General features: G+C 58.8%; 11 protein-coding genes and 2 pseudogenes. 8 read left to right on the top strand and 5 right to left on the bottom strand.

The features are described 5' to 3' along the window. Positions 1–4 precede the first annotated feature (4 nt). Positions 5–769, bottom strand: a complete 765-nt coding sequence (locus tag AC0L21_RS35335) for a CHAP domain-containing protein (protein ID WP_473266401.1) — start codon at positions 767–769, stop codon at positions 5–7. Between the two features lie 243 nt (positions 770–1,012). Beyond that, on the bottom strand, positions 1,013–1,411 hold the full coding sequence (locus tag AC0L21_RS35330; RefSeq protein ID WP_473266399.1) for a hypothetical protein: 399 nt from the start codon (positions 1,409–1,411) through the stop codon (positions 1,013–1,015). Between AC0L21_RS35330 and AC0L21_RS35325 the strand changes: the two genes are divergently transcribed. The 3 genes from AC0L21_RS35325 (at position 1,388) to AC0L21_RS35315 (ending at position 6,871) form a co-directional block, all read left to right on the top strand. Continuing rightward, positions 1,388–2,188, top strand: coding sequence for a 3'-5' exonuclease (locus AC0L21_RS35325; protein WP_473266397.1), 801 nt, complete (start codon positions 1,388–1,390; stop codon positions 2,186–2,188). The genes AC0L21_RS35330 and AC0L21_RS35325 overlap by 24 nt on opposite strands. Positions 2,189–2,278: 90 nt before the next feature. Beyond that, positions 2,279–2,851: a PD-(D/E)XK nuclease family protein gene (locus tag AC0L21_RS35320; protein ID WP_473266396.1), complete on the top strand. Its 573-nt coding sequence runs from the start codon at positions 2,279–2,281 to the stop codon at positions 2,849–2,851. 252 nt (positions 2,852–3,103) lie between these two features. Then, positions 3,104–6,871 (top strand): hypothetical protein, encoded by a 3,768-nt coding sequence (locus AC0L21_RS35315; RefSeq protein WP_473266394.1) that lies wholly within the window; start codon positions 3,104–3,106, stop codon positions 6,869–6,871. A 76-nt stretch (positions 6,872–6,947) separates the two neighbouring features. Here AC0L21_RS35315 and AC0L21_RS35310 read toward each other — a convergent pair. Then, positions 6,948–7,619 (bottom strand): annotated as a pseudogene (locus AC0L21_RS35310) (ISL3 family transposase); the annotation flags it as partial. A gap of 504 nt (positions 7,620–8,123) precedes the next feature. Next, positions 8,124–8,810, bottom strand: a complete 687-nt coding sequence (locus AC0L21_RS35305; protein ID WP_473266392.1) for an HAD family hydrolase — start codon at positions 8,808–8,810, stop codon at positions 8,124–8,126. Positions 8,811–10,438: 1,628 nt separating this feature from the next. Here AC0L21_RS35305 and AC0L21_RS35300 point away from each other — a divergent pair. After that, complete coding sequence (locus AC0L21_RS35300) at positions 10,439–10,600, top strand: hypothetical protein (RefSeq protein WP_473266390.1); 162 nt, start codon at positions 10,439–10,441, stop codon at positions 10,598–10,600. A 1,162-nt stretch (positions 10,601–11,762) separates the two neighbouring features. Here AC0L21_RS35300 and AC0L21_RS35295 read toward each other — a convergent pair. Continuing rightward, positions 11,763–13,046, bottom strand: a complete 1,284-nt coding sequence (locus AC0L21_RS35295) for an NAD(P)/FAD-dependent oxidoreductase (protein ID WP_007614421.1) — start codon at positions 13,044–13,046, stop codon at positions 11,763–11,765. Between the two features lie 358 nt (positions 13,047–13,404). Here AC0L21_RS35295 and ybgC point away from each other — a divergent pair, with 358 nt between their 5' ends. The 4 genes and pseudogenes from ybgC (at position 13,405) to AC0L21_RS35275 (ending at position 16,743) form a co-directional block, all read left to right on the top strand. Next, positions 13,405–13,848, top strand: a complete 444-nt coding sequence (gene ybgC, locus AC0L21_RS35290) for a tol-pal system-associated acyl-CoA thioesterase (protein ID WP_007596415.1) — start codon at positions 13,405–13,407, stop codon at positions 13,846–13,848. 125 nt (positions 13,849–13,973) lie between these two features. Next, positions 13,974–14,255 carry a hypothetical protein gene (locus AC0L21_RS35285; protein WP_473266388.1) on the top strand — a complete coding sequence of 94 codons (282 nt, stop codon included), beginning with the start codon at positions 13,974–13,976 and terminating at the stop codon, positions 14,253–14,255. A 555-nt stretch (positions 14,256–14,810) separates the two neighbouring features. After that, positions 14,811–15,445 (top strand): annotated as a pseudogene (locus tag AC0L21_RS35280) (type II toxin-antitoxin system HipA family toxin); the annotation flags it as partial. 554 nt (positions 15,446–15,999) lie between these two features. Continuing rightward, positions 16,000–16,743, top strand: a complete 744-nt coding sequence (locus AC0L21_RS35275; RefSeq protein WP_035974413.1) for an outer membrane protein — start codon at positions 16,000–16,002, stop codon at positions 16,741–16,743. Positions 16,744–16,963: the final 220 nt, after the last annotated feature.

Genomic DNA, 16,963 nt, shown 5'->3' with positions numbered 1-16,963 from the left:
AACCTCATGCTATCCGGAGATAGGAATTCACCTTCATCGTTGTTTGAGTCCGCACGCCGTTCACGGTGCGGTAGACTGTTTGCGGTTTGGCGGAAAAAGGCCTTTCAGCGATAATGCTATAGCGCCCGTCCTTCGACGTGTTGCCACTCACCGTCGGAATGGAATCCGCCGACGGCTTGCCCGTCAGGAAAGCGACGTGCCCAAGGCCAAACGAGTCTTCGGTTCCGGGACGATAACAAGTAAATACAACCAGGTCGCCGGCATCGGGACTATTGGTCCTGATGAAGTATCTCTCCGCATTTTTATCGACAAACGATTGCGACGACGCGCTACGCGTCCCGTGCTTACCTGCCCGGTCTATGCACCAGTTTGCGAAAGCGGCGCACCAGGGAACCATGTCGTTGTTCGCGGCCGTCGATGTGCTTTGAAAAAAAGTGACCACAAGTGGATTCCAAGGTTCGTTCCCCGGCCACTGAGAGATCGCCTTTGGATCGCTGATCGCGAACCGTTGAGCAAAACTCAAGGCGATAGCGACAGGCGTCGGCCCCATCGGGGTCTCGGCAATGATTTTCTCGACCTTCTTTCTCTGCGCGTCGTCGGGAGGGGTACTGCCAAACGGCCGTTCGGGATTTAGATCTCCAAAAGGCGGATAGGCGAGTTCGACGATATCACCGGTCTCCGCTGGCGCCTCTTCAGCATGAAGCAGCTTGTTTTCGAGTAGTGCAGGAATCGCAGCAAGTCCTGCCAGTACCAAACGGCGCGAAAACATTGATTGGTTCTCCGAAATTGAGGCAATGTACAGACTTGTCACCGAGATCAACGCACGAACCGAGCGTGTCGGCAATTGCTAACAACCGAGCTATCTACCCCGAATAGAGTTTGATATTATCGCTTTTGTGAAACTAGACAAGTCGTCCACCCTTCAATCGGCTGACACGGGCTCGAGAAGATGTCTTCGCAACTCGGTCAGGCGAACTCCGTGCCGCGGCAGGTTTGTGGGCTCACGGCCTAGCTAGCCCTGGCGCCGCAGTGCAGCTTCCAATCGCGCCTTGTCTTTATTCCAGCGGGTTTCTTCGGCTTGCGATCTCTTCTCGAGAACATCGACCTCGGCCTGGATAGCCGCGGCCCGCTTCGCGTGCTCCTGTTCTGCCCTGTCCAACGCAGCCTGCGCTTTGTCGAACCACGCGTACAAGCCCCGCAGCTCCGTGGGAGCAGTACCGTCTTCTGCGGTGACCAACGCAAGCGCACGCGAGAGCGGAAGGGCCGCGCGCGTTCGCGTCCCGCGCACGGCCGCGGACAACGCTCCTGCGGCCAGAAACTCGGCGACGGTCTTGTGCATGGGCTCGAAGGATTCGCCCTCGCCGCGGAAAAGCGCCGTATCCAGGACATGGTCGAGCAGACTCCTGTCCATACCGAGTTCGTGCCACGTCACGAACGCGCGAGCATCACCGAACAGGAGTTGCTCGACATCACGGCGAGCATGCCGGTCGAAGACAGCAGAATCGTCGGCCTATCGCTGCGGACCGACCCGACCACGATCGGAAATCCGGTGGCGTGCGAGGTACTGTCGATCCTGGGAGACCTGCGCCGGCGCATGAACGGCACAACGCCCGCTTCGATCCTCGCAGAAGCCATCGAGCGGCTCCGGATCCGCGCCGTCGTCGCGGCGCGCAGCGCCGACCAGGCGGCCCGATCTCTCGCGAACATCGACGGCCTCATAGAACGCGCGCGTAGCTACGACGTGCGCGGCTTCGTCCAGTTCGCCAGAGACGTGGACGACGAGTGGTCGAGCGGATCGGGTTCGCCGGAAGGCATGATCGAGGCCGACGGCCAATCCATCGAGATCGTCACCGTACACAGTTCAAAGGGCCTGGAATGGCCGGTCGTCATTCCTATCAACCGCGCCTCCATGCCGCGGAGAGCAGAGGCGTTCGTGCATCGACGGCGCGACGAGAGCCTACACTGGGCTTTGGGCCAGATCGTGCCGCCCGGGTTGGGAGAAGCGCTGCGGACCGAAGAGGCCGAGAAGAAGGACGAGAACGTACGACTGCTCTACGTCGCGTGCACGCGCGCGATGGAGCTTCTGGTCATACCGGACTTCACATGGAGCAACGACACCTCTTGGGCGAAGCTCTTGGATTTCAAGCTCAACGATATTCCGGAGCTGGATATCGGCCGCTTCTCGTGAACGCCGATCGCTACGCAGCCGCCGGCCGTCAACCTCCAAAGCGCGGAGATCTTCGCGGACGAACGAGCTCGCATCGATGCAGCGCCGCGCGTGCGATGGATCAAGCCCAGCGACGGCGACCCGGACGTAATCACCGCTCCGTTGTCTCCGGACGCGGGCGACGAAGGACCGGTCAGCCCTGCCGCGGCGATCGAGGGCGGACGTATCCGCGGCATCCTCTTGCACAAGATCATGGAGGAGCTGATCGCCGGAGAGATCGAGGAGGACGTGGCTGTCGTCACCGGCCGGTCCGCGGAGTTGCTCGCTCAACTATCGTCGATGTCGCCGACCGGTGCCATCATCGAAACGGCAGAAATCGCAGCGACCGCGCTCAAAACGCTGCACCTTCCGGATATCGTCGCATACCGTGGACGTATGGTCGCTGAATTGCCGATCTACGCCGCGGCGGCCGACGACGTTCTCATCGCGGGTCGAGCCGATGCTGTCGCGCACGACGACGAAGGCGAGGTCGTATTCGACTGGAAAAGCGACGTCGCCCCGAAGGAAGCCGAATTCGCCGCCTACCGCAACCAGCTCGGCCAGTATCTGCGGGCGGTCGGTGCCCGCAAGGGCGCCATCGTCTACATGACGACTGGGAAGGTCGATTGGGTCCGCCTTACGTAACGAACACGACCGTGTGTCGTGCAAGCCGACCGGACCGAGAAAGAGGCGGCGCGTGCCGTCGCATGGTTGGCCGAATGAATTGCTACGCTAATCCAGAGTGAAGCAAGCTGGACCCGCGGACGATCGCGTGCATGAGGAACTTCTGGAGCGCCCGAAGCACGACTCAGATATTTCAGACGCATGAAAGTCGATATGGCGTCGGTTCCACAGCAACCGGCGTACCGCACCTCAGATAGACCATGAAAGCGCGAAATGGCCAGCCAGAAGATCGGGACATTCGGAACTGGGCAGACGCCGTGGCAGGTCCCGAGCGATGACGAAGCTCGCCAGGCGATCGCTCCGCTACGCGGCTATGTCTACCAGATCCACAGAAGCATGTCGGCTTGGTTGGCGCTCCGCGAACACGACGAGCTCCATCTGGAGATTGCCGAAGACTTCGCGGAAGTCCTGAAGGACCCGTCGCAGCTAGACGAGGTCCTGAAGGCGACCCAAGTCAAGGACACTAGGGAATCCGGATCGGTAACTCTCAACTCGACCGACGTTCTCGACGCCATCGGGCGATTGTTCGCCTTGAGCGGGACGAACCCCGGCAGAGAGGTCCGGCTGACCTTCCTGACCACATCGCCGATCGGCAAGGAGAGAAAGAACGCGCTACCTTCCGGGCGGGCGGCCATCGCTGTATGGCAGGAAATGGATCCGGCGAACGTCGGCGAGCTCCGCGCGGCACTCGCCCAACGGTTCTATCAGGGCGAGATCGGCGATTTCATCCGTAAAACCACCGACGCGGAGTTGCGGAATCGTCTGCTTGACCGACTCGAGTTCGTCTGCGGCGCGGCCGATTGGAAGCACGTGTCGGCGGAAAATCGGAAGACGTTGGTCAAGCTGCGAGACCAAGTCGGAGCAACGGAAGAGGCCGCAGAACGCGCCTACGATTTCATGTTATGCGGAATGATCGACACCGTTCTGGGATCTCCCGACAGAAGGCTCGACCGTACCGCCCTCCTTTCGACCTTCAAGAAGGCGACCGTCATCTCGGTACCGTCGCAAACATATGAGAATCTCGTTTCGCAAGCCACCGCGCCGAAAAGCGGGCCGGCTGCACCTACGGAAGATCGCCTCCGAACGATCGCGCAAGCGTTGTTGGACGCAAACGCGCCGCCTTCGATAGCAGCGCTAGTCGGGACCGAATCGGCGCAAGCGCGCGCCGCGCTCGACGGTCTATCGTCGATAGAGCGAGAAATCGTCGAGGACAACCGGCCGGTCGGCGACCAGAGCCGGTCCTTCAGGACCATCGGAGAACTCGTCGAGAGTCCTGCGCTTCACAACATCATCGTCGCCGCACCGGGATCGGGAAAAACCCACGCTCTCTGGCGGGTCGCCGCCAATCTGCTCGGACAGCGCGATCTCATCCCTATCTATCTTGCAGCAAGTGGCATTTCGACCTGGCGGGCGCTGCGGGACTCGATTCTGGACATTGACCCGACGATCGACGCGATGTCCGCCTTGCGACAACCGAAAGTCATCATGTTCGTGGACGGTTGGGGCGAATTCGCCGATGGCGCCGTCGCCGAACGTAAAGCCGCCGCCAGGGCGATTCACAACATTCGCGTGATCGCCAACGGACGGCAGCGGAACGCATCGGACACATCCTTCAAATCCTGGACGCTTCAACCTTTCACGCCATCGCTGGTCAGATCGACGCTCGAAGAAGCGTTCGGAGCCAAGCATCAGATCGACGCCAATTTCGTCGATCTTCTACGCATTCCTCTGCTACTCGTTCTTTACATCGCCTTGGGCGGCGCGTCGGTCACGCGAGGCGAACTGCTGCGTCGTCTTCACGACCAGGTTTCGAACGGAATGCCGGAAGCCATAAGCGAGGCCCTGTTCGGCACGGCAGCCGCAATGACGCTCGCCGGCGACACCGACTACGCATCGCTCCTCGCTGCCTTGAGAGCCCGTGCCAGCAAAACCGGTCTCGAGGGACCCGTCGCCCTTCTCGATCGGCTCGGTACGCTTACGGATCGATCCGGACGCGTACTTCCGATTCACGACCTGTACTGGAGCTGGCTCGCCGGAATGGGGTATCTGCACGCCCGTATAGTGCAAGATGCCCTGCCCGATCTGAAGACACGCGAAAGCTTCAAGCTCGCATTCGAATCGCGAGAGCGGTCGGATGTCGACATGGTATCGGCAAGCGCCCCCTCGGATGCCGTGTTCGCCGCCGCGTTAAGCGTCAACGTCGACGCGACGCGAACCAGTCCCGTTCTGGACAAGCAGCTCGACGGCATGCTTGCCGCGACCGATTTGGCCGTGCGCGTCCGGGGAGCGATCGCTGGTCTGCAGACGCGTCGATCCCGCTTCCTGCGTCCGGCCCTCGATATACTGAGCGAACTCTCGGCGCCCGGCATGCATTCGGTCGAGCTTCTGAACGCTTTCGACGTCGAGATTCTTTTCCAGAATCGCGCCGCGTTGGCGGATTGGCTCGGTGTTCCGGGAACAACAGTCGTTCTGGACATCATAGCCCGCGCGGGCGGTCCGGAATGGCTCGGGTGGCTCGAAGAAATGCAACGCTCCAACCGTCTGGACCCAGAGCTCGCGCTTTCCGCCGCGCTGGCGTGCGGCGATTTCATCCCCGACTGGGGCCGCCCGCATCTGGAGGGCCTCATCAAAAACGGGCCATGGCGGCTCCGGACTGCGGCAGAGCGCGCGACAAACCAGAAGCTCGCGAGATGGATCGCGGACAACTACGGGGACATCGTCGACCGCTTGTTGGACCCAAACACCGGCGGTTGGTGGAGTCTGAACCGATTGTTGGTGACTGTCGGGGACGACGGCATCTTCCAGGATCTTCTCCAACATTTCCCCGGGATGTCGCCTAAAGCGCAGGAGCTATTGGGCTTCGCCGTTATCGAAAAAGGAAGCGCGTGGATCGCTCGATTTCAGAGATCGGCGTTCGCGGCGAGCGACATCCGGCACCATCATCAATTGGCAAACGAGGTCTCGCTGGAGATCGACGACCAAACAGCGAGAAGCTGGATCGCGGTTGGCCACGGCGCCGTTGGATGGCGCGTGCTCATCGCGCGTCACGGTTCATCCATGGTGCCGGAACTGATCGCCGGATTGCCGGCGTCCTTCGATGGCCTGCATGATGTCCCGACGCTGTCGGCCATGAGCTTCCTGACCGAAGCGCCGGAGACGATCATCGCCGAAATCACGTCTCGTGTCCGCGGCACGATGCAGCCAAAAGTAATGCAGGACGTCATCGAAGCGATCGCGAAAGTCCAAGTTACGGGCTTGCCGGAGATCGTAAAACGGTTCGCCGCGCCATCCGGATTGCCTACCTACCATGTCGTCCAGGTCCTACGCCTCTATGTGGCCTGGAAACGGACGACGGGCGTCGACCTCGAGGTCGGACCGCCGACTGGCGGACTGCCATTCCGTGAGTTTGCCCTCATGCGCGAATATTATCGACGCCAAGATCCCGATATGCTGGCGCGAGGCTTCGGTTTCGCTCCCGACGTTGCAATTCGCTTCGTGCTGTCGACCCCGGGGCCGGACAGGCCTTACGCCAAGAAGATTCTCGAATCCCTCGAACCTCTCGAATCCTTCGATCGCGCCTTGCTGCAGCATATGATGGCGATACCCGACCTTACATCGGAGATTCCGACGCTTTTTGCGGAGGTCCTCGACGAAATGTCGGCGGACGAGCTGCTCGCGTTGGCGACATCGCCCCAAGTCGATTTCAACCTCCTGCTTTGGCGCACGTCGACGACGAGCAATCCGATGCACCGAGCGTTTCACCTGGATGCTGTGAAAAGGACGCTTGCGACAGCGGTCAACCTCCACAATTACGGGTACATTGGCTCGATGCTACGCGCTTACTCCCGAGATGATATGAAGGAGCTTCTCGGACAGCCTCCTCTCGACGTTCGAAGCGACAAAGTCTTGTGGCTGATCCGCGCGATCGAGGATGCCCGTCGCGAACGTCTGATCAACGAGGCCGGCGAAGTTCTCGAGTAACGCTTGGCAGACGCTCGATGCGACCGCAAGACGATCGCTATTGCGTGAGCGTCACTGGGGCAGACGATGGTTTCGCCAGCGCCTTGGCTGCTGCCTCGCCATATCCACCACCGCGATCTCGCGACACAATGTTGATGCCCGGGTGCTTCGACAGCCACGCCTGAACGGTCGCCGTTTCCCGGTCGGGCAGCAAGGCAACGATCCGCCGACGCTCCAAATCGCACACGATGGTCCCATACCGACGATTTCTCCGGAACGCCCAGTCATCGATACCCACAACAAGCAATGGATCCATCGGCATCGCCGTCCGCCGGCGGACCACCCGCAGCAAGGTATCGTTGCTGACAGGCAGCATGAGCCGCTTGGCGAAGCTTGTTGCCGGCCGGCCGCCGAGCGCCAACCCCAGGTGATGGACGATGTGTTCGAGCCGTGCCGTCCGACGCCGTCGAAGCGGAACGATGTCTTCTCCGAACCGCTCTGTGAAGATCCGCCGGCGGCAATGCGGCACCTCGCATGTGAAGCGCCGCGTGAGCAATCGGAGGCGCAACTTTCTGCCCGCTGATGGCAAATCGGCCACGTGCCGGATGTAACGGCTATGGACTCGGCGCGATGCTGTCGCGCACAAAGGGCATTGGGCCTCCGCAGCCTCTGACCGAACAGCCAGAATAATTGAATCCTCTGAATCACTTACGCCATCAAAGACCAAACCACTCGGTACTAGCGATGGAATTCGAAAGCCTGTCCGCATGGCGCCGATTCTCCGTTAAAGAACCACAGTCGCCGGCGAACTTCATCAGAAATGAGTCAGAGCCCAACCATGACCCCGGCCTACTGCTGATTTCGTCCAGACCAGTACTGACTTGCGATGGAATAGCTGGGGTCAGCGTTCGACGCACATGGGGGTGAAGTTGCTCTCCGATTCTACAATATGACGCTTCCCAACACGCTCGACTATCTGGGATCGCTGAGGTCGTAAGAGCGGTAATGTGTGGGTGAGAGATGGGTTATTGTTCGATCTGGCATCGTCAAGCCTCGAGCAGCGCACCGGTGACGACTACAGGCGCCTGGAATCCCGCGAGTGCGGCAGGTACCGGATTACGGGTTCAGTATTGCAGATGCTGGACTCGCGACTGAGTTGAGCCATGCGACGCGTGCGATGTCGAAGGCGGAGTTCGAATCGCCGAGATAAACTCGTTCAACATGGACGACATGATCAAGGTTTTACAGACGCTGTGCGGTGGTTCTTCGCCGATCATGATTTGTGCATTCCAAAAAAACCGTAGCCTCGTAAGATTGGCAACAGCTCATGAAGGTTGTTAATCGTGTAGTCTGGATGCGCCGCTTGCAGGCGCGCCTCGGAAACAAATCCCCCGGTAATGGCTATACTTATCAGTCCGAGATTCCGTGCAATATCCGTTTCGATCGGCATATCGCCGATGATGAAAGTTGACGCTGGCTTCAAGTTGTTCTTCTGCATGTATAGACGAAGTCGCTCTCCTTTGCTTGTCGATTTGTATTGCGTGTCGCGGCTTTCGAACGCGAGCACATCGTCGATGCAGTCATTGATTCCAAGTCTTCTCAATTGGTAGCGCAGAGGGTCGACTATATGGTTACTCACGATGATGGACGAAGCCCCTTCTCGGCGCGCCAACTCCAAGACTCTGCGCGCGCCCTCGCGTAGATCGGCTCTGCCCGCAAGAGCCTCATAGGCGTCGTGAAACATTGCACTCCCATCGCGATCCAGCGTCGCAAGCTCGTCTCGCGATAGTCCGAGGCTGCGATAAAGAAGAGACAGCGGAACGTCGCAATGTTCCCGAAGCGTCTTCATGTCGATCGTTGTACGACCAAAGCGATCTAGAATTGCATTGGTGGTTTCGAGCAGTGCGTATGCATCATCGAGCAACGTTCCATTCCAATCGAAGACGAGAACCGGTTTCATGATCTGACCTTAAGCATAGATTCCGTGCGGGTGCCACCGTCGTTCGCCACGTATAGTAGCACCGAACTACTACGGCATGGGCATCGACACACTAGATGAGTTGAAATGCCGGCGAGAATGGAGACGAGTGACGCCCGCGATCAATCGAGCAAGTTTCATTTGGACTCCTGGGCCGGCGACTGCGAGGCCGTCATGATCGTACGCGCTCTTTTCGGTGTCCCAGCAATCCACGTGCCACCAAAGCCATTTGCGAGCCTCGCTTGAAGAGGGCAAAACCATGTTCTTCGGCTCCGGCGACGGAATACTCCCGCGTCAGTGTCTGGTCTCCGACATTAACGTCTTCAGCCGGATACGGCTGAACACGACAACGCGAAATGTTGAATATGATGGAGGCGCCATTCGCAAGTGTTCGCGGGCGGCGCTCCATGGAGAGGGGGCCTTTGCGCTGAAGACGCTCAGGTTGGCATGGGGAAGTCGGGCTTCAGCAGGCGACTGCCTGAAGCAACACGCGATTTGAGGACCGCGAAGCGATCTTTCGTGGCGAGCACTCGCGGTCCTTGGCAGACTCGAGCTTCGCTGAATGCGCCTCAGGTCCGATCATCATCCGGCTTGGGGACGCGGCCCTTGCCATCGCACTTATGTCGACGGTTACATCCAACGCACGGGCAGGGCGAAGAGGCTAAAGCCCTCGCACAATTCCGCCAGAATATCTGCCCGCTTAAGGCATTTTCGACCGTAGCAGCGCAGAAGCTGCATCGCGTGTCGCGCACGTTACGTCATCTAAAAGCGCACGTTCCTGCGACCTACGGTGATCGCGAACCGCTTCGCAAGATTAGGTGGCCGACAGTTGACGAAAGCAACGGGGCTCAGACAGAAGAAGTTGAGCTGCTGCAAGAACACGCAAGGCTCAGAAATATGATCTAGCCTGGGCATGTCCCTGCCGGGTTAACTTTGTAACTGGCCGCCCGGCAGGGCTCATGGCAGCCTTATTGTGTTCCGGCTTGTGGACCGTGGAGGATGGCGCGCGTCAAGACTTCGACTCGTTCGGCAATTTGGCGAATTCGCCTCGCCACGTCCTCGACTGCGGTCATGTCCACCGGCTGCGTGCAGGAAATTGAGCTCATCTTCGCGTTAAGGTCCCTCAGCTCAGCCTTGCAGCGATCTAACTCCGCGTTGAGCATCGTAACTTCATTCATCGCCGCTGCCCGTATTGCCGTTGCTTCCGAGAAGATGTTTCGTCGGAGCATGCACCTGATTGCAATCTTTGTCGCGCTCGCCTGGCTCCACATGGGTAGGGGGCATCTCGAAAGGCACAGAACGGCCAACCCAAACACCGACCGGCTCGTTCACGCGCACAGCTGCAAATGGAGTCCCCATACCCAATTTATATAAAAGGAATGAATTTCAATGGCACGCGCATGCGTTCCTCTCAGGAAAGCCCGGGCGACCGGCCGCACTCGCAAGAATCCAAAACGATTTTCGGGCCGCAAAGAGCCAAACGGCTTGGGTCCGTTAGGCGAACCGCCGAAATGCTTAGGCAAACCGCACGAGCGCGAGGCGCGGCGAACGCTGTCTGATGACCTTCGATGGTTCAACCCGGAGCCACCGGACGCTAGTGGCAATGGCAAGTGGGCTGGTTGCGCGGCAAATCGGAGGCGAAGACGTTGGCGAAAGCTCTGAATCTTCTCAGAATGATGCTGAATTCCATTGGCGGCTCGCTGTCCGATGCATCGAAAGTAATGATGCCGGAAGTGGAAGATGCTGAAGACCCGGCCGCGAAATACTTCTAGCTCATTCTCAAGTACTCTCGCCTGAATGGGCATCTCCAAACAAGAGTGTAGAAGCCCGGCTGAACCGGACTTCCGTTGTTGTCGGTCGCTCACTTCGGATTGTGATCTGCCCATACGATCAGACGCCATCGAATGGTGCTTGTGCTGACGTATGCGCATGACTGCTTTGCGGAGGCAATGTGTGGCCTGCTGCAATTCCGATTTCGCGATGACAGCCCGTGCATCGGTAGAGAGCGGCAAAGGGAGCCGCGACTCCCCGCCCCTGATCTGATCGAAACAGTCGCTGTTACATTGCTGTAGGTAGTTGGCGTTCTTATAGGTAGCCATTCGACTTCTGTCACTAGAGTAAAGCCGGACTTGACCTCTCGGGACTTGCCGAATGTTATGCTGTTGCTGCTAACATCAGCGTTTGGCCCGCAGTCCGCAAGCGGTGCGCGGGCAATCGGGGCCGCCAGTCGCAAGCTGGCGGTTCTCCCCGATTCGTTACGACCAGTGGAACACGTTTCCCGGCGTGCAACCGCAAATAGCGGAACCTTATGCCGGCTATTCACAGGGCCTTCCTGTGGACAACCTCATTATTCGGAAGAGATTTCGCCGCGCACGCGCACGCGCTCGGCGCATGGATTAATTATGACACCCAAACAGAAAGCCGCACTGGCATCTAGCACTACGATGCCGGGATAAAGCAGGGAGGCGAAGTTGCCCTGTCCATCATAAGGGAGTTTCCAGACGGGTTCAGCGAAACGAAACGACGCAGAACTCGCCTCACAGGCTGGCGCTTCCCTTTCGACCGCCGTGACGGCAACTCATGAGCGCTTCCAGTTTGGGGTGGGCCTTCGCGCCGGTGTCTCGCGATATCGAGAAACCCTTTTAAAGTGCGGCTTCGGTCACTGCCGGCTTTTGCGTTGAGCGCGTCTTCATCGAGCGGTCCCGTCGGGGAGATGATCCGCCTCCACGGTGCGGACTGGCATTCGGCGGAGAACCGACAGCTCGAGTCATGAACGTCACCCGTCGCAAGCTCGTCGTTTTCACCATCCGATTGTCTGACCCGAGGTATCCTAAGTTCCATGACGGCGCCCTTGAACACATCATAAGAACATCACGAGGACCGGCATCCTTCGAGCGAGGGCAGCTTGTGAAGCCAACCGGGTTGCTGGGGTGATCAGAACCAGGAATCCATCAGGTGAACAAGCTGGGAGCCCGCCGTATAAAACGCCTCCTGCGCTGCACGAAAGCGCTGGGCTTCAACGGCGGTGACCGGCAACGGCAGGTCGTTCTCCGCGATCTGCCCCAATACATACGAAGCCAAAACACTGCCAAACACAGTGCCTGGTGCGATTCCGCGGCCGTTATAGCCACTGAAACCGATGACTTTGCGGTCCAGCTTGTGAAGCCGGGGCAAGTTGTCGGAGGTCATTCCAATCATGCCAAACCAGCCGGTTTCAAACTGGACGCCCCGGAGTCCTGGAAAAAGCTTGTGCAACGATCTTTGGGCCCAAGCGCGGTGAATAGATCGCCCAATCCCCTCAAGCGCACCAACACTGCCAAACACGAGTCGCCCGGAGCGATCGAGGCGAAACGAAGAGAGGACTTCTCGAGTGTCCCACACACCCTGCCGCTCAGGCAGGATCGACTTTCGCAGATCATCGGGCAGACATGGCGTGCCAAAGTTGAAATAGGGCAGTTGAATCTGTTCCTGCCGTACCTCAGACCAAAGTCCTTTGCTATAAGCGTCCGTCGCGACGACCACCCAGTCGGCCTCTACAGATCCGCTTTCGGTGCCGACTCTCCAGCGGAAACCATTCTGTTGCGCCATGACGGCCTCACTATGCGTAAATATCCTGGCTCCCATCGCAAGCGCGGCCCGCGCTAACCCTCGCACATAAGCCAATGGCTGTATGGTGCCGGCGCGCTTATCGAGCAGCGCGCCGGTGTAGTCGCCACCGCCTACTTTGCTGCGTGTTGCCTCCGCATTTAGCACCAGGACGGGCGCTCCACGCTTCTGCCACTGTTCGGCACGGGCCTCAACCTCCTCCAAGCCCTTACGTCCGACCGCACAATGCAAGGTGCCGGCACGTTCGACTTCACATTCGATGTGGTGCTTTTCGATGAGCTCGAATACCGTCTGCGGTCCGCGGCCGAGCTGTTCAAGTAACCGTTCTCCAAAAGGCGCGCGGAGCGCGGCCGGAAGCGACTCAGGCATGAGCCACATGCCCGCATTCACGAGTCCGACGTTCCGCCCGGACCCGCCGAATCCTATTTCAGACGCCTCCAAAAGCGCAACACGCGCTCCACCTTCAGCTAGATGAAGGGCCGCCGACAGCCCGGTGTATCCACCGCCAATCACGACGATATCCGCTGCAATTTCGTCGGTAAGTGGAGCAGTTTGTGGCGCTGGTGGCGCAGTCAGCACCCACAGTCCGTGTGATCGTCGATTGTTTCGCATCCGCCAATCCTCTTACAAGTAGCTTCTTGATCGACCCGAGGTCCAGCAGCCATTGTGAATACCGCTAAGTTCTGGCGGACCTCTCTAGTATCCAAGCGGACCTCCCTAGTATCCAACACTGACGTGCCAGCGCCATCACCGGCAGGCAAATCGCAGGCCAAAAGGGCAGTTCGTCATCACCCCGAAGATGAGGCCGAGCTTCTAAGTTGTTGATCTGTTGAGGGCACGCGCAGCACCCACGCGGCGGTGCGCCGGAGCTCCGACTGCGCGAACAAAGCCAAAGCCCATCGGCCCTTGCTCTGGAACGCGCCTTTGTGCGAGACAATGGGTCCCAAAAGGGCAGCAAGGGGACCACACCGTGAGAGCCTCTCTTGATGGCGAAATTCGCGACGGCCGCCATCATATGCAGATCCGGGTCTATTTCGAAGATACCGACTCCGGCCAGATTGTTTATCACGCAAATTTCTTGCGCTTCATGGAACGCGGCAGAACGAACTACTTGCGCCTGCTCGGAACGAATCAGCAAGCATTACTCAAAGAAGCCAAGAACGATGCGCCCGGTGTTGCCTTCGTTGTGCGCTCGATGACGATCGATTTTCTAAAACCGGCGGTCTTGGATGACATTCTTGACGTCGTCACAGTCCCGCAAGAGGTGAGGGGCGCGTCGATTGCCTTGCTGCAGGAATGCAGGCGCGGCGACGATCTCCTGGTCACAGCACGTGTACGGGTAGCGTTTATCTCAGCTGGAAAGGCGCAGCGGATCCCGAAGTCGCTGCGGCTCGCTATGGAGGGGCATAGATAAATCTGCCGCCTCATTCACGCGTTTGCCTTGCAGCGCTCCAACGAAATCAAGTCATCATGGCGGCGTAAGTTAAAGCAAATGGGCTGCGGCAAACCCGGGGCGGCTCAATTGCACAGTCCAGCCGGATGAATCAGAAGCCGGCGAAGAACGAGAATAAATCGGACTTCGTCGGCCGCTTTGGTCACAGCGACCACAGCGAAACCTACGTCAAGGATGACGGGCCGATTGGCGACTGGCGCGGCTATCCCGGCGGCGCTGCCGAGGCGAACTTGCGCGATCGCATTTCGCGGCTCTTCTCAAATGGCGGCACCGTCTCCATCGCCCCATGCTCCATCTGGCTGACGGCAGCGAGGCGGATGGTTTCCGGGCTGCGCGCCAACGCTCAGTGCTCTTGCCACTCCGGATAAAAAATCATGGAAGAGGGCGGAACCGAGCGCGATCATTTTCGACGAGATGGTCAAGACGGTCCAGGAGCCGGCCCAATCGAAGGCGGCCGGCGGCCTCGTCCTTGGGTCTGAAAACATCAAAGGCACGTTTGTCGGATATATTAGAAGGTACAATCTTTATGTTGTTTTCTGGAATGCGGATCAGCACGATCGAGCGATCGTCATTCACCGTCGCTCAAAGAGGATGGATATCGTCGCGGAAATGCCGCTTACGTTCGAGACCGCGCAACGGCTAGCGCTCTTCATGCCGCGTGCCGTGCCGACAACAACATTGCGCCGGATGCGCCGCCAATCGAATGAAGGGCCGCGCGGCCATTTTCGAAGTTGGTCCGGGCCTCCAATAGGCAAAACTGTTTCGTGGGGCGCCCACTTTATGTCAGCGAGTGCCATGATATCAGAACGGCAACCGGGGGCCTGTGGGCTGCCATACCTTACTTCACCGCTTGAACGCGCGAGGATAGTGCCGTGGCTAATGACGTAGAGCTTCTGATCTCGTATTTCGCGCTTTCGGGGCACGATTTCGAGGGAATACCCGAAGAGTTCAACACCCTGTAGACCGGCAAGGTCCTGCTGGTGAAGCGTTTCGACCGAGGACCCGCAGGCGCCCGAATTCACATCGAAGACTTCGCTCAAATCTTCGGCCGCCAGCCGTCCAAAAAATACGATGACGCTTCGTACCACGACATCGCCTCCGCGCTGAATGTGGCGGTATCGACAGGAGCCGCACTAGATTTGTTCGTCGACTAGCCCTTGTCGCGCTTATCGGCAACGGCGACATGCACTTGAAGAATTGGTCCACGATATACCCGGGCGACGGTTGCACGCCGGCGATCGCCCCCGTGTACGACGTCCTATCGGCCACCGCATATTCTCCAAAGGACAATATGGCCCTGTCATTGGGAGGAGAGAAATCGTTCAAGGGTCTTACGCCGGACAGCTGGCGAAAGTTTGCCAATCGGGCGCGGCTGCCCGAACCGGCGGTCATCTCGGCCGTCGAGGAAGTCGTTTCGTCCGCGAACGATCATTGGTGGAATCTCCCGGAGCGGGATGTCGTTCCGACCGCCGTCCTCGAGAAGATCGATGCCAAAATCAGGGGGATGAGCTTGCTTCTAGATCCCGGGGACCCTCCGAAGTCTTTGCCTAACGATTGAAGGGGTGCGCGAAATCGCTACAAATTGATATGCTTCCGCGAAGAGCGGCGTCGGCTCGTTTTAGTAGCGCAAAAAATCTGTTGCTCCAATCATCGGCTCAGGTCCCAAGGATGTTGAGGAAGAATCGAACGGGCATGCCGTCGGGATCGCCGGCGGCTCGTTGCTTATCCCTGTCTGGAAGCGCGCTTGCCTGGGCTGCAACACAACCGAAATAGCTGCCCTGAGATCGTCAGGCGAGCCAAGATGACATGTAGGCAGCTTGTGCGCTGTCCACGAATCAATTCCGCAAAATAGCAAATCTCAAAAACCGCCTCAGGCTTGCCGTGCGCCTACTCCGCTGAATCGGCGGCCGCTAGTTCGCTCATTTTTGCGCCATCTACGCTCACGGCATGTAGCACTGGCAGACACTTGGGAATGATCTGCAACGCAGAACCTAACGCAGCGTCCGGTTCACGCATTTCTTTCGGCACGAATGTTGTGACGCAGCTACAGCAATTCGCGCGCATGTTGTTAAGACGCGTGAGGCTCGGGGCACTCAAGACATGAGAGTAGAAATGAAGAACTTCTTGCTTACGACTGTGAGCATTGTGGCGCTTGGCGCAATTGCGTCCGCATCCGGTGCAGACCTGGCTGCGCAGCCCGTCCAACCTCTCTACTCCAAAGCTCCGCCGCCTGTCGCGGCTGCAATTTACGACTGGAGCGGCCTCTACGTCGGTGTGAACGGCGGCTTGGGCTCAAGCTCGAATTGCTGGGACTACAATGGTCGCACCCCTGAGGGCTGTCATGATGCGACCGGCATTACCGTCGGCGGGCAGATCGGCTATCGATGGCAGATCGGCCAGATTGTGCTGGGCGTTGAAGGTCAGGGGAACTGGGCTGATCTGAGCGGATCCAACGTCAGCATTGCGTTCGGCGATGTCGACCAGAGCAAGATTGGTGCGTTCGGTACGATGACTGGGCAGATCGGTTATGCGCTCGACACCGTACTGTTTTACGCCAAGGGCGGCGTCGCAGTGGCGAGCAACACGTATCGAGTCAACTCCGCAGTCACGGGCGCGCAGTTCGCGGGCGCTGATAGCAGCCCTTGGGGTGCTACTGTGGGCGCCGGGATCGAAGTCGGTTTCGCGCCGAACTGGTCGGTAAGCGTCGAGTACGACCACTTGTTCATGCGGGATGCCGACGTGAACTTTGTCGTGGCTGCTGGTTCGCTGGGCGGCGACCGCATCCGCCAGGATTTCGATCTTGTGACTGCGCGGCTCAACTATAAGTTCGGCGGCCCGATTCTGCTCAAATATTGATCTGAAGTCGGACTGGTGAATCGAAGGCCCCGGCTAGACCGGGGCCTTTCAGGCATCCCGCGTGCAACGCGACTGGCGGGTGACCGGAAGTCAGGAACAGTTAACGAAACCGCGGCGAGTTCATCTTCTGAGCTGAAGTTCTAAGTCGATAAAGGACAGCGAGCATGTTCGTTTCATTCTTCCCTCGACCAAAGTTGTTCTTTGCGTCGTCAATTCTTTG

The organism is Bradyrhizobium sp. WSM4873, assembly GCF_055811355.1.
Note: the sequence above shows the minus strand (reverse complement) of the source record. Positions and strands in the feature narration are given on the sequence as shown.